Below are 14050 nucleotides of genomic sequence, written 5' to 3' on the forward strand. Positions count from 1 at the left end.
GCGGACAGAGCCTCGGGGTGAGCGGAGTACTTCAAGGCAGCGCCACCGGAACGTGCGCTGCTGATGCGGCCTATTGCGCGATCGAGATGTACCCGATGTGGCAGAAGCCCCCTTCGGTCGTCGTGAAGAGCCTCACGCTGGTTCCTTGAACCTTGGCCACCATCAGCGCAGCCACGTAAGTCTTGTAGTTGCTGTCGGTCTCGTTCAGAAATGCCCACGTGGTTCCGCCGGCACACATCTGCGTCCCGCCGTCGAGCACGACACGAAAGCCGTAGTTGCTTCCGCCGGTGACGTCGATGGATGTCACCTTGCCACTCGCAAGTCCATCCCACGCTCCAACCGGAGAGCTCAGCGTTGCCGCGAGCAGCAGCGCGATTGAACCAAGGAATTTGTGAAGTCGACGGTTCGGGGAAACAAGCCGCGCTGAAATCATGATGTCCTCCGCAGGTCGACTCGGTCGACCCCTCTTTGTTGTGGGATTTCGTTCTTTTTGGTCGCGGCGCAGATTAGCTCACGCGCCCCCCTTTTGGCAAACGCTTCGCATCGTCAGCGGCTTCACGCCACCCTGCAGCAAACATTCCGAGTTCACGTTGTCATCAATTTGGACATCGGGCTCATCGCTGTCAACAACTCAATGGTTGGTCCTCGCGACGAAGGCACAAATAAAAAAAGGGCGAGGCATCGCCGCCCCACCCTTGATCCCCATCACCGGTCCCCTCGCGGGGCCGATGCTGTTCTCGACGTCCTCTGCAATTACATCTTCAGTCGCAGCGACAGGTAGTACTGCCGGCCGTTCACGTAGAACGCGGTCGGCTGGTCCGGGTTGTTCGCGTAGTACTTCAGCTTCGGGTTGTTCAGGTTCATCCCGTCCAGCGTGATGGTCAGGTTGTCGCTGATCTTGTAGCCGATCGACGCCGACACGTTGTCGGTGTCGTCCTGGTACTGGGCCGTGCTGCGGTCCAGGCCGTTGTAGAACTTCGAGCGGAAGCTGTAGTTCACGCGGGCGCTGAAGCTGTCGTTCTCGTAGTAGCCGGTCAGGTTGTAGGTGTTCTTGGACGCACCCACCAGCGGCCCGCCACCGGTTTCCTCGGCATCGGCGTACGTGTAGTTCGCGATGGTGCCGAAGCCGGCGCCGATCGGTTGCTGGTACGAGAGTTCGAAGCCTTGCACCTTGCCGCTGCTGTTCGTCGGCGACGAAACGTTGTAGGTCTCGTACGCGCCCGTCTTGATGTTCAGGTACTGCAACTGCGACTTGCCGTAGCTGACGTAGTTGTTCAGGTCCATGTAGAACAGGCCGGCAGACAACAGCGAACGCGGCGCGAAGTACCACTCCAGGCCCACATCGACGTTCGTCGAGCGGATCGGCTCCAGGTTCGGATTGCCACCGCTGCCGTTGTGAGTGGTGTCGTCCAGGCTCACCGAACCTGCCAGCGCACTGTAGTCGGGGCGCGCCATGGTCTTGGCGAGGCCGAAGCGGGCCACCAGGTCCTTCGACAGGTCGTACTTCAGGTTCAGGCTGGGCAGCACGTCCGTGTAGGTGTTCGTGATCTCCTTGCGATAGAACGGGCCGAAAGCCGAGGTGGTGATCGCTCCAGGAACGGTCGTCGGATCTGCAACTCCGGTGATGGCGACGTTCTGTGTCACGTTCTCGTTGGTGCGCACCACGCGCACGCCGACGTTGCCGCTCCAGTGGTTGCCTTCGAGGCTGGCCATCAGGTACGCCGCGGTGTTCTTCTCGCGCATCGAGAACTCGCCCGGCCAGTACTGGCGCGCCAGAGGATCGCGGTTCGAATACTGATCGCCCCAGGCTTCGAGGGCCGCCGGATCGAGTTGCCACGGCGCATGCGGGAAGTTGCCACCACCCAGGCCACCGCCGAAGTTGCCGGGATAGGTGGTGCCGTTCCAGGCGGGGAGCGGCAGAGTCGCAACATCACCCAAAGGCCCCTGTGCAGTCCAGGTCGACTCACGCGTGTGCTCGGCAAAGCGCGCACCGAACTTCAGCCCGGTGACGGTTCCGGCCTCCAGGGCGTATTCCCCATCGAGTTGGCCCCAGTTCTCCTTGTCCTTCGTCGCAGCCGGGCTGGCGCCGAAGACCCAGTCGAGCCGCGTCTGGCCCGGGACGCTGAAGGTGCCCTGATTGATCCCCGGCAAGGCGGCATCTGCCGGCGAGCCGATGCCATGCAGCGTGTAGCTGGCACCGGTGTTCAGGATGTCCTGCTCGTAGACCGCCTGCTTCGGTGTTTCGCCCTTGCCCTTGGACGTGCCGATCTTGCTCATCAGCGTCAGCTTGTCGTTGACGTTCCACTTGCCATCGAGGTTGTAGAAGTCGCTGACGGCATTCGCACCCGGACGGTAGATCTGGTCGACGATGCCGTATTGCTTGTCTTGCGATGGCGTCTGGCCGGGCACACCGATGTTGGTGAAGTTGGCCGACACCAGCGTGCCATTGCGGATCACGTAGCCGGGATCCGGCGCCTGGCCATTGCCGCCGTCCAGGATCTTCGACGGGAAGATCAGGTAGTTGCGGTTGTAGTTGGTGGCTTCCATCTTCGAACGGAAGCCGCTCAGGTCCAGCGTCAGGTCGTTGGTCGGCTTGATCTGCAGGTCGATGAACGCGCCTTCGCGCTTGCGCTCCTGCTCGAACAGGGCCGAGCCGATGCCGTTCGGGTACAGGACACCCGCAAGATCGGGATTCGACAGCGCGATCTTGCTTCCCGGTGCGATGGCGGTGTAGCCCAGCATTTCCTGCCCGTCGCGACGCAGGTGGCGCTTCTCCGAGAAGCCCTGGACGAGCACGCCGAAGTTGTTGGCCTCGTTCTTCCAGTTGAACAGCGCGTTGAACTGCGGATCGGTCTTCTCCGGCAGGTCGGCATACACCGCACCAGCCGTCGCTTCCAGCGTCAGCTGCTTCTTGAAGTCCAGCGGCTTGCGGGTCTGGATGTCGACCGTGCCGGCGACGCCGCCTTCGACCAGGTCGGCGCGCGAGCTCTTGTTCACGACGACGGCACCGACCAGTTCGGACGGCAGCAGCGAATAGCTGACGCTGCGACCCACCGTGCCGACCTGGTTCAGCACGAACCAATCGCCGGAGCCGACCATGTGGCCATTGATCATCGTCTGCGTCAGGCTGGGGTTGGTGCCCCGCAGGCTCACGCGGTCGGCTTCGTCGAACCCACCTTCGCCGGCACCGGCCGAGCTGATGTTGACGCCCGGGATGCGCTGCAGCGAATCGGCGACGTTCTTGTCGGGCATCTTGCCGATGTCTTCTGCCGTGATGACTTCAACCACCGAATCGGCATTGCGTTTCTTGTTCAGCGATTGCTGCAGAGAGCCCCGGATGCCGGTGACGATCACGGCCTCCAGGTTCTGGGCTCCCTTTGCCGGGGCTGCCGCTTCGACCGGCTTCTCGGTCGCCGCGGGCGCCGAAGCGGCCTCGGCAGCCTGCGGTGCCGACGCGGCCGCGGCCGCGGCCGGCGCGGCGTCCTGTGCATGGGCCGCGGTCATCGCGCTCATCAATGCAAGCGCGACCGCCGATGCGATGGGAGTCCTTTTAGCTTTCATGTCTGCCTCTGTTGCCTGGGTTAATGGGCCGCCGAAACTGATTCGGCCTGTTAGGAAACCTGGGACCTCATCTGCAGACCACCTGGGAAGTGGACTGCAGCTCCTTCCCCCGAGAACCGTGACGCTTTTGATGCCAGTTCTAGTACCAGTAAGCTACCACTAGAGGCCACTATGCTACCAATTTCACACGATTGCAATAGCGTCCGAGGCCTGCAACAGCGGGGTAACCACTGATGTAAAGTGCGGTCTGGCGGCCACCCAAACTGTCATTCGTGCGGTCCTTTCGGACCTCTTGTATTGAATTGGTATGGTCGATCCACATCTACCCTTGAGAGATCGCCGCAACCCGGCCTGTCGGCCGGACAAAACAAAAGGGGTTTGCATGACCACATTGGCCCAGGTGCTGAAGCCGCTGGACCCGAATCACAGCCTGCCGCTGTACCAACAGCTGCAGCGTGCAGTTCGCGAAGCCATCGAGCGCCGCGTGCTGGGGCCCGACGACGCGCTGCCCTCCGAGCGCCAGCTCGCCGAGGATTTCGCGGTCTCGCGCATCACGGTGCGCCGAGCGATCGAGGGGCTGGCCGAAGAAGGCTGGCTGGTGCGCCGGCAGGGGTCGGGCAACTTCGTGTCGTCGCGCGTCGAGAAGAACTTCGCGAAGCTGACCTCGTTCTCCGAGGACATGCGCGCCCGCGGCAGCCGCCCGCACAGCGTGTGGCTGAAGCGCTCGCAGGGCACGGTGACCCCCGAAGAGGCGTTGAAGCTCGCGCTGAGCCCCGGCGCGCAGGTCTACCGCTTCAACCGGCTGCGCTATGCCGACGACGCGCCGATGGCGATCGAGATCGCGACCGTGGTGGCGAGCTGCCTGCCCTCGCTCGAGGCGGTCGGCGATTCGCTGTACGCGGCGCTCGAGCAGCAGGGCAACCGCCCGGTGCGCGCGCTGCAGCGGCTGCGGGCGCTGCTGCTGAATGCCGAACAGGCGCGGCTGCTGGAGGCGAACGTCGGCGATGCGGGCTTGCTGGTCGAGCGACTCGGCTACCTGCGCGACGGCCGGGCGATCGAGCTCTCGCAGAGCTTCTACCGCGGCGACATGTACGACTTCGTCGCCGAGCTGAACGCCGGCTGAGCACGTAGCCCGGATGCCAATCCGGGTCGCGTTTCGGCGGCACCGACCCGGATTGGCATCCGGGCTACGAGGGTTCGTGCTGCAAGCGGTCATGTGAATGGGCGCGTACTGCACGGCGTGACCTCAGAAGTCGCAGGTGGAGGTGAGCGGCGGCTCGGCCGCCGGCACGGTGTCGATGGCGGTCTGCCCGCTGCGGCGCAACGCCTGCACCGCCTGCTCCACCTCGGCGGGCGTCATCACGCGGTTGCGGGCGTGGTAGACCCAGTCGACGTCCTCTTCATACGCACGCGGTGCCGAGACACCGGCCAGCTGGCCCGCCGGCACGAACCACTGGCTGAAGGCGATCGCCATCGGCACCACCGGGTGGTTGCGCCCGCCGTGCTCGTCGAGCTGGCGGCCATCGAGGAAGAAGCGGCTCTTGCCGCCGGCCACCTGCATCATCAGCACGTGCCAGCCGCCACCGGCCGCGCCGAGCGCGTCGACGTGCTGCAGCGGCTGGTTGTACGCATCCCATGGGTCGAGGCGCACCGTCTGCCAGGTCACGCCATAGAGCCGCGTGCGCGCATCGCCCCAGCCGCCGTTCGGCAGGTACTCCCAGTCGATCTCGCTGTACTGGGGGTCGTAGGCGAAACGCAGCGGGCTCACGGTGTAGAAGGTCTGCACCAGCACGTCGCCATCGGGCCCGCGCACCGGTGCGTCGCTGAAGCGGATGCGCGCGGCGTAGGTGCCTTCGAGATATTTCCGCGCATGGCACAGCTGGGCCTGCGTCGTGCCGGCCGGTGTGCCGTCGGTGCGTGCGGTCAGCCGCAGCAGGCGGTTGCCGCGCTGCGCCGGGTCGTCGACCAATGACAACGCACCGGCGCCCCAGCCCGCACCCTCGATGCCGGGGTGGCCGCGCTGGTCGCGCACCGTCCAGCCGCCGGCGGCGAGCGCGGCCACGCTCGGCTGGCTGAAATCGTCGAAGAACACGCCGGCGTCCGATGCCGGAGCCGGCGCGACGGCACAGCCCGCCAGCGCCAGCAACGAGCCGGCGATGACGCATGCAAGTGACAGGCGGCGCGTCGTCATCGCATTCAGGCCTCGGCCACCTGCGCCGGGGCCGCGGGTTCGACCGGCTTCGATTCCAACGGCACGAAGCGCGCGAGGATCAGCACCGGCACCGCGCACGCGAGGCCCCACAGGAAGAAGTTCTGGTAGCCGAGGGCCACCTGGATGTCGCCGCTGATGGTGCGGAACAGGCTCATGCCCAGCCCCATCACGCCCGAGCCGATCGCGTAGTGCGCCGTCTGGTAGCGGCCCACCGACACCACCTGCATCAGGTACAGGATCACACCGACGAAGCCAAAGCCGTAGCCGAACATCTCCAGGCTCAGCGCGGCGGCGATCACGGCGAAGTGGGTCGGCATCGCGGTGCTGAGGAACACGAACGCGACGCTCGGCAGGTTCATCGCGAGGATCAGCCACACCATCGCGCGCTTCAGCCCCAGCCACGCGGCGAAGTAGCCGCCGACGATGCTGCCGGCGATGAACGCGATGGTGCCGGCGGTGCCGTAGGCCCAGCCGACCTCACCTGTCGACAAGCCCAAACCACCTACGTCGCGCGCGGCACGAAGGAAGATCGGACCAATGGTCTGCACCTGACCCTCGCTCGCCCTGAACAGAATGATGAACGCTATCGCCAGCCAGACGCCGGGTTTGCGCAAAAACTCCTGGATCACGTGCCACAGCGTGCGCCCGACGTCGGCGGTCGACTTGTCGCTGGACACGACATTGCGTGTACCGGGAAGCGCCCACGCGTTGTAGAGGCCGATGACGAGCATCGCACCGGACAGCACCGCGAAGATGGTGCTCCACGCGCTCACGACGCCTTGCGATTTCTCCATCGCGTCAGCAAGCACCATCAGCCCGCCTGCAGAGATGTAGCGGGCTACGTTGAAGAAGGCCCCCTGCCAGCCGGCGTATGCGGCCTGCTGTTTCTTGTCCAGGCTCGCGATGTACAGGCCGTCCGACGCGATGTCGTGCGTCGCAGACGCAAGCGACACCAATCCAAGTGCAGCGATGCACACCACGAGGAAAATCGGAAGGTGCAAAGCGAATGCCACCAGCGCCAGCCCACCGCAGCCGATCAGCTGGAACGTCACGACGATGGACTTCTTGCTCGGCGCCAACTCCAGGAACGGACTCCACAACCATTTGATGCCCCATGCAATGCTCAACACGCCGAGGCAACGCGTCATCAACGCGTTCGGCACCTCCATGCTGATGAGCATCTGCTGGGCAATCAGATTCACCGCGAAGAATGGCAGCCCCTGCGCCAAGTACAGGCTGGGCACCCAGAACATCGGTGATCGCTTCGCGGCGGCGGTGGACATGCGGCAGGACTCCAGGAACTTCAGTGGCGATCAGCGACGGGTGTCCAGCCGCACCGGCGAACGCCCGGGTGCGGTGGTGCGGCGTTCGAGCCAGTCGCGTAGCGCGACCAGCGCCCCGGTGGCATAGCCCCAGGTGATGACGGCGGGCGCCGGGATGTCCAGCGCCTGGTAGGGGTTCCACAGCACGACGTGCAGGTCGGCGCGCCAGGCTTTTGCGCGTGCGTCGTAGCGGTCGCGGTGGTTCGAGACGATGACGTTCAGGCGCCCGTCGCGCGGGATCGTCGACCAGTCGAGCTCGGCCAGCGACGCGAGCTCGACCATGTCGACGCTCGCGAAGCCGCCGAACAGGTCGGCGACCTGCGCGCCCGCCAGGCCGGCTTCCGACACGCCATCGCTCGGCACCGCGCGCTGCGTGAACACCCGCAGCCGGTGGTCGCGGCGCAGCACCGGCGGCGTGCCGCGCGTCGTCAGGCCGGCGGCCCAGGCGCGGTGCATCAGGTCGTCGTCGCGCTCGGCCTGGGCCGGCGTGTAGTCGTTGTGACGCACCGGGTAGCGGGCGGCCAGCTTGTCGAGCCGCGCGTTCGCGGTGGCCAGCTGCGCGGCGCCCAGCTCGCCGCTCGCCTGCGCACGCTGGATCGCGCGGATCGCGGCCAGCTGCTCTTCCTGCGAGCCGAGCGCCATCACCATGTCGGCGCCAGCCTGCAGCGCGAGCACCGCGGCGCGGTCGTGGCCGTAGCGGTCGTGGATGGCCTTCATCACCAGCGAGTCGGTGATCACGACGCCGTCGTAGCCCCAGCTCTCGCGCAGCAGCGTGCCCAGCACGCGGCGCGACAGCGTCGCCGGGTGCTCGGGGTCGAGCTGCGGGTAGACGATGTGCGCCGTCATCATCGCCGGCGCCTCGCGGCGCAGCGCGCGGAACGGCACGAACTCCAGCGCCTCCAGCTGGGCCAGCGACTTGTTCACCTCGGGCAGGTCGCGGTGCGAATCGACGTGCGTGTCGCCATGTCCGGGGAAGTGCTTCACGCAGCAGGCCACGCCCTCGCGCAGCGAGCCCCGCATCCAGGCGCCGGCCAGCTTCGTCACCGCCAGCGGGTCTTCCGAGAAGCTGCGCTCGGCGATCACCGGGTTGGCCGGGTTGTTGTTGACGTCCAGCACCGGCGCGAAATTCCAGTTGATGCCCAGGCTCGCCAGGCCACGCGCCACCGCCGCGCCGACCTCCTCGGCCATCGCCTCGTCGGCCGCGGCGCCGAGCGCCATTGCCGCCGGCGCCTGCGGCAGGAAGGTCGAGCGCACGACGGAGCCGCCTTCCTGGTCGATGCCGATCAACGCATGCTCGCCCATCACCTCGCGCAGGTCGGCGGTGAGCTGGCGCACCTCGGCCTCGGTGCCGAGGTTCCAGCGGAACAGGCAGATCGCGCGCAGGTGGTGCTCGCGCAGGAACGCCGCGGTGGTGGCATCCAGCGTCTTGCCCTGGATGTTCACCATCACCAACTGCCCCGGGTGGAACACCGTGCTCATTGCGTCCTCGTCACCTTGGCCAGGAACTTCGGTTTGTCGGGATCGAAGCCGCGCGCACGCGCCAGGGCCTCGACCATCGGGTAGAAGCTCTGCACGACCGAGATCGGGTCGAGCTCGATCGACGCGGTCTCGACGATCGGCAGGTTCGCGTGCGGCGTGCCGCCGGGCGCGGCCAGCAGCACCTTGGCGCCGCGCCCGCGCATCTCGTCGGCCAGCGCCAGCAGGCCGGCCTGGGCCGGGCCGCGCGGCGCGAAGATCAGCAGCGGGTAGCCTTCGTCGATCAGCGCCATCGGGCCGTGCTTGACCTCGGCCCCCGAGAACGCCTCGGCCTGGATCGCGCAGGTCTCCTTGAACTTCAGCGCGGCTTCCAGCGCGACCGGCAGGCCGGTGCCACGGCCGATCACGAACAGCTTGTCGGCACCGACCAGCGCATCGACCGCCGGCGTCCAGTCGGCATGCGCGGCGCGCGACAGCACGCCCGGCAAGGCCGACAGCGCCGCCTGCAGCACCAGGTCGTCCTGCCAGGCGGCCACCGTGCGCGCGCCGGCCACCATCTGCGTGATGAAGCTCTTGGTCGCCGCGACGCTGGTCTCGGCGCCGGCATGCAGCGGGAACACCCACTGCGCGGCCTTCGCGAGCGGCGACTCCGGGTCGTTGACGAAGGCCGCGGTGCAGGCGCCGCCGTCGGTGAAGTAGCGCATCGGCGCGACCAGGTCGGGGCTCTGCCCCGATTGCGAGAACGCCATCGCGGCCAGCCCGTCGCACTGGATCTGCGACTGGTACAGCGTGATCAGCGACATCGGCAGCGAGGTCACCAGCCGGCCCATGCGCGCCATGATCAGGTAGGCCATGAAATGCGCCGCATGGTCGGAGCTGCCGCGCGCGACGGTCAGCACCGAGCTCGGCGGCTTGCTGCGCAACAGCGCACCGAAGTCGCTGTAGGCCTGGTCGTTCTCGGCCAGTTGCCGTGCGACCGCAGAGGGGGCTTCGCGGGCCTCAGCCAGCATGCGCGAGTTCAATCGAGCTTCCTTCAACATAGACGTCCGAAACGGTGAGATCGCGGTCGAGCACGACGGCATCGGCCCAGGCACCGGCGGACAGGCGTCCGCGGTCCGAGGCGCCGAGGTAGTCGGCCGCATGGGTGGAGACGCGGCGCGACGCGTCGATCAGGTCCATGTCCAGCTCGTTGACCAGGTTGCGCAGCGCCTGGTCCATGGTGAGGGTCGATCCGGCCAGCGTGCCGTCGGCCAGCCGCACGCCGCCGAGGCACTTGGTGACCTTGTGGCGGCCGAGTCGGTAGTCGCCGTCGGGCATGCCGGCGGCGGCGGTCGAATCGGTGACGCAGTAGAGGTGCGGAATGGCGCGCAGCGCGACGCGGATCGCGCCCTTGTGCGCATGCAGCAGGTCCGGAATGATCTCGGAGTACTTGGCGTGCGCAAGCGCTGCGCCGACCATGCCGGGCTCGCGGTGGTGCAGCCCGCTCATCGCGTTGAACAGGTGCGTGAAGCCGCCGGCGCCGCGCTTCAGCGCCTCGACGCCGTCTTCGTAGCTGCCCAGCGTGTGGCCGAGCTGCACGCGGAAACCCGCAGCGCACAGCGACTCGATCAGGTCCATGTTGCCGGCGATCTCGGGGGCCAGCGTGATCAGCCGGATCGGCGCCAGCTCGTTCAGCCGCGCCAGCTCGGCGGTCTGCACCGGCCGCGCGAAGTTCGGCTGCGCGCCGAGCTTGCCGCCGTTGATGTACGGGCCCTCGAGGTGCACGCCCAGCACGCGCGCGCCTTTCGGGCTGCGGCTCGCGCACACCGACTTGAGGCCGGCGAACGCGATCTCCAGGTCGGCCATCGGCGCGGTCATGGTCGTCGCGAGCAGCGCGGTGGTGCCATGGCGCGCATGCAACTCCGACACGCGGGCGGCCGAATCGCCGCCTTCCATGATGTCGTGCCCGCCGCCGCCGTGCACGTGCAGGTCGATGAAGCCGGGCAGCACGATCGGGGCCGCGCTGTCGCGCACCTTGCGCACGTCGATCGGCGTGCCTTCGATGCGCGCGATGCGGCCGGCGTCGTCGAACTCGATGCGGCCGTTCACGAAACCCTGCGGGGTGAGGACCTTGCCTTCAAGGTGGGTGCTCATGCGTCTCTTCTCATTTCGGCGACGAAGTCGTAGTAGTCGCTTCGGCAATAGGAATGGGTCAGCTCGACCGCCTGGCCGGATTCCAGGTAGCCGATCCGGGTGATGAACAGCACCGCCTGCCCGACCGGCACGCCGAGCTGCTCGGCCAGCCGCGGCTGCGCGTTCAGCGCGCGGATGTGCTGCAGCGCGCGCACCGGTGCCTGGCGCGTGCTGGTCAGGTATTCGTACAGCGAGCCGTTGACCAGCTCGGGTTGCGGCAGCACGCTTTGCGGCAGCACGCTGACCTCGTAGGCCATCACGACCTCGTCGGCCAGCCGCAGCCGTTCGAGCCGCGCGACGCGCGCGCCGGGCGACAGACCGAGGCTCAGCTGCTCGTCGGGCACCGCCGCGGTGATGCTGCGTTCGAGCCACTGCGAACTCGGCGTGTAGCCGCGCTGGTGCAGCTCTTCGGAGAAGCTCGTCAGCCGCGACAGCGGCTGCTCGATGCGCGGCGCGATGTAGTTGCCCGAGCCGCGGCGGCGCACGATCAGCCCTTGCTCGACCAACTGGTCGATGGCCTTGCGCGCGGTCACGCGCGACACGTCGAGCGACTCCGACAGCACGCGCTCCGACGGCAGCGCTTCATCGGCCTGGTAGCGGCCGTCGCGGATCGCCTGCCCCAGCTTGCGGGCCAGCTGCACGTACAGCGGCGAGCTGTCGCGCGCGTCGGGCTTGAAATCGAACAGGGGTTTTCTCATCGGTCGGTCTCGACCTCTCGTCGGATCAGGGTCAGTGCGCCGGCGGCCGGGCCGTCGGCGACGGCGACGGCGACGCAGCGCGCGAGCAGCGCGGGTGACAGGCGGGGCGACAGGCGCTGGCCGACGCTGCCGAGCACCGCGAGCGGCAGTTCGCCGGCCGGGTCCAGCGCGTGCGCAATGGCTTCGAGTTCGGCCACCGCGCGTGCGAGCAACTGCGCCGAAGCCGGGTCGCTGCCTTCGGTGTCGAACACCGCCGGTGCGAGCTGGGCATACGCGAACTGGCCGGCACGGCCACACCAGGCCTGCAGCGTCTCGGCGTCTTCGCCGCACTGGGCCCAGACGCGGCGCGCCAGCGTGCCGGCCGGCAGCCGGCCGTCCATCGCGCACTGCGCGATGCGCATGGCCCGCAGGCCCAGCCAGGCACCGCTGCCTTCGTCGCCGACCGGGAAACCCCAGCCGCCGACGCTGGCGCGGGTGCCGTCGGCACGCCACACCTCGCCGATGCTGCCGGTGCCGGCTGCGAGCAGCGCACCGGGGCGGCCGTCATGGGCGCCGACCAGCATCGTGAAGCCGTCGGTCTCGGCGAGCAGCTTCGCGTAGCCGGGGTTCTGCGCCAGGAAGGCATCGCGCCACGGCGCATTGCTGATGCCGGACAGGCCGGCGCCGAGGGCGCATTGCGCGAAGGGCGGCCTTGCAACGGCAGCGGCATCGAAAGCGCGGGCAATCGCCAGCTCGATCTGCTGCCACGCGGACTCGATGCCCTGGCCCAGCGCCGACGGACCCGCCTCGCCCTGCCCCAGCACCGGCCCGCCACGGCGCGCGACGAGGGCCCGGGTGCCGGTACCTCCTCCATCCACGCCGATCAGGTATTCGATCATCGACTGCTCTCTGGCACGTTGTTCATGGACGGGCATCGATGCCCGCGATGAAACCAGTTTAGTACCAGCAATACCAATAAGTCAATTGGTATTAGAGTTGTCTTAGAGAAGGAATTTTTCTTTTGAATTCAATCGCTTACATGCGATTGTCAGACAGCGCGACGGCTGCGCCGCGTTTTGGGACCCGCCCCGTTGCGGGGCGGCTCGGAGTAACGATACCAGTCCAAGCCGGTGCACGCCACTCCCGTGATTCTCCGTAGCCCGGGAGACATCCCGGGGAGCGGCGCGCGCAGGTCAGCGCCGCTCCCGGATTGGCATCCGGGCTTGTATGTTCCGACTGCACCCCCAGACGCAGCGGATGAGGGTGTCGGGATGGAGGGACGATCCGGGCTATCTGCCGTCAGCAGCGGACAGACCACCGTAGTGAATTCCCCATTTCACCTCGTCCGGCGTGGGCGGCAGNCCCGGATTGGCATCCGGGCTTGTATGTTCCGACTGCACCCCCAGACGCAGCGGATGAGGGTGTCGGGATGGAGGGACGATCCGGGCTATCTGCCGTCAGCAGCGGACAGACCACCGTAGTGAATTCCCCATTTCGTTTGCCCGAGCGTCGATGAGGAACGCAGCCGCAGCAACCCCGGTCGTGAGAGCGGGGGATGCTGACGGCCCATAGATGCAAGCCAACGCCAGCGCAAACGCCCACCCCGACCGAGCCAGTCTAGCCGCTGCATGCATCGAGGCTCAAGCATGCAAGACCATCACTTCGATCCCGCCAAGGCCATTGGAGCGGACGTCAGCAGCAAGCTGCTGGTGATCGCCTCGGCTGAGCCGGGCAAGCCCGTCCTCACCATCCCCAATACGCCCGCGGGCATCACCCGCTGGCTCAAGTCGCTGCCGGCGCGATGCCACATCGGCATGGAGGCCACCGGCTCCCATCACCGCGGCCTGGCCGACCTGGCCGTGGCCGAAGGCCACACCGTGTGGGTCTTCAACCCCGCACACATCGCTCACTACCTGCGCAGCCAGAACGCGCGCGGCAAGACCGATCCGCAGGACGCACGCGGCATTGCACGCTACGTCCTCAATGAGGCCCATCGGTTCCACCCCTACACCACGCCCAGCGCCCTGCAAGATCGCTTGCACCTGCTCATCCAGCGCCGCCACCAGATCGTCAAGCAGCGCGCCAGCATGCGCATGAGCCTGGCCGACCTGCCGGACTGCAGCACCCCGCTGCGCACGCTCTTCGCCGCCCTGGACGCCATGCTCGCCCGGATCGACGCGCTCATCAACCTCAGCTTCGCCGGCGAGCCCCAGCTGAAGGCGCAACGCAAACGGCTGCGCTCAATCAACGGCTTCGGCCCCTTGGTCAGCGCCGCCGTCGCCGCCCGCCTCAGTCGCGTGTCTTACGCCAACAGCGACGCCGTCGTCGCCGCCTTCGGCATGGACCCCAGGCCTCGCGACTCCGGCACCTACCAGGGCACCCGCAAGCTCTCCAAGCTCGGCAACGCCGAGGAGCGTCGGCTCATCTATTGCGCCGCCATGTCCGCCTGCCGCACCCCGCTCTTCAAGGCCATCCACGACAAGCTCCTCGCTCGCGGCTTGTCCAAGATCCAGGCCTACTGCGTCATCGCTCGCAAGCTCCTGCGCATCGCCTTCTGCCTCTGGCGCTCCGACCAGCTTTTCAATCCTCTCCTCGTCGGAAAGGCTTGACGCGCGACATAGAACCTACCG

At 67.2% G+C, this 14050-nt stretch carries 11 protein-coding genes; 2 read left to right on the forward strand and 9 right to left on the reverse strand.

Going from position 1 to position 14050, the window contains the following annotated elements:
* Nucleotides 1-70: 70 nt before the first annotated feature.
* Nucleotides 71-433 carry a hypothetical protein gene (locus ASC98_RS08355; protein ID WP_157597894.1) on the reverse strand — a complete coding sequence of 121 codons (363 nt, stop codon included), beginning with the start codon at nucleotides 431-433 and terminating at the stop codon, nucleotides 71-73.
* Between the two features lie 320 nt (nucleotides 434-753).
* Entirely contained in the window at nucleotides 754-3561 is a 2808-nt protein-coding gene (locus ASC98_RS08360; protein ID WP_056806933.1) for a TonB-dependent receptor, read from the reverse strand.
* Between the two features lie 382 nt (nucleotides 3562-3943).
* Between ASC98_RS08360 and ASC98_RS08365 the strand changes: the two genes are divergently transcribed.
* Nucleotides 3944-4684: a GntR family transcriptional regulator gene (locus ASC98_RS08365; protein WP_047585611.1), complete on the forward strand. Its 741-nt coding sequence runs from the start codon at nucleotides 3944-3946 to the stop codon at nucleotides 4682-4684.
* Between the two features lie 123 nt (nucleotides 4685-4807).
* On the opposite strand, the gene ASC98_RS08370 is transcribed toward ASC98_RS08365, so the two are convergent.
* From ASC98_RS08370 to ASC98_RS08400, 7 genes are read right to left on the reverse strand one after another with little or no spacing between them, the layout of a single operon-like run.
* The gene (locus ASC98_RS08370; RefSeq protein WP_056806937.1) at nucleotides 4808-5752 is read right to left on the reverse strand and encodes a glycoside hydrolase family 16 protein; all 945 of its coding nucleotides are present in this window, start codon (nucleotides 5750-5752) and stop codon (nucleotides 4808-4810) included.
* Nucleotides 5753-5757: 5 nt separating this feature from the next.
* Nucleotides 5758-7056 (reverse strand): MFS transporter, encoded by a 1299-nt coding sequence (locus ASC98_RS08375; RefSeq protein ID WP_056806940.1) that lies wholly within the window; start codon nucleotides 7054-7056, stop codon nucleotides 5758-5760.
* A 30-nt stretch (nucleotides 7057-7086) separates the two neighbouring features.
* Nucleotides 7087-8574: a beta-N-acetylhexosaminidase gene (nagZ, locus tag ASC98_RS08380; RefSeq protein ID WP_056806942.1), complete on the reverse strand. Its 1488-nt coding sequence runs from the start codon at nucleotides 8572-8574 to the stop codon at nucleotides 7087-7089.
* Nucleotides 8571-9581 (reverse strand): SIS domain-containing protein, encoded by a 1011-nt coding sequence (locus ASC98_RS08385; protein WP_056806946.1) that lies wholly within the window; start codon nucleotides 9579-9581, stop codon nucleotides 8571-8573. The genes nagZ and ASC98_RS08385 overlap by 4 nt, the downstream gene beginning before the upstream one ends.
* The gene (nagA, locus tag ASC98_RS08390) at nucleotides 9571-10704 is read right to left on the reverse strand and encodes an N-acetylglucosamine-6-phosphate deacetylase (protein WP_056806949.1); all 1134 of its coding nucleotides are present in this window, start codon (nucleotides 10702-10704) and stop codon (nucleotides 9571-9573) included. The genes ASC98_RS08385 and nagA overlap by 11 nt, the downstream gene beginning before the upstream one ends.
* The gene (locus ASC98_RS08395; protein WP_056806951.1) at nucleotides 10701-11441 is read right to left on the reverse strand and encodes a GntR family transcriptional regulator; all 741 of its coding nucleotides are present in this window, start codon (nucleotides 11439-11441) and stop codon (nucleotides 10701-10703) included. The genes nagA and ASC98_RS08395 overlap by 4 nt, the downstream gene beginning before the upstream one ends.
* Complete coding sequence (locus ASC98_RS08400) at nucleotides 11438-12319, reverse strand: BadF/BadG/BcrA/BcrD ATPase family protein (protein WP_056806954.1); 882 nt, start codon at nucleotides 12317-12319, stop codon at nucleotides 11438-11440. The genes ASC98_RS08395 and ASC98_RS08400 overlap by 4 nt, the downstream gene beginning before the upstream one ends.
* Nucleotides 12320-13066: 747 nt before the next feature.
* Between ASC98_RS08400 and ASC98_RS08405 the strand changes: the two genes are divergently transcribed.
* Nucleotides 13067-14029, forward strand: a complete 963-nt coding sequence (locus ASC98_RS08405) for an IS110 family transposase (RefSeq protein WP_056806956.1) — start codon at nucleotides 13067-13069, stop codon at nucleotides 14027-14029.
* Nucleotides 14030-14050: the final 21 nt, after the last annotated feature.

Source organism: Rhizobacter sp. Root1238 (genome assembly GCF_001425825.1).
Classification (GTDB): Bacteria; Pseudomonadota; Gammaproteobacteria; order Burkholderiales; family Burkholderiaceae_C; genus Rhizobacter.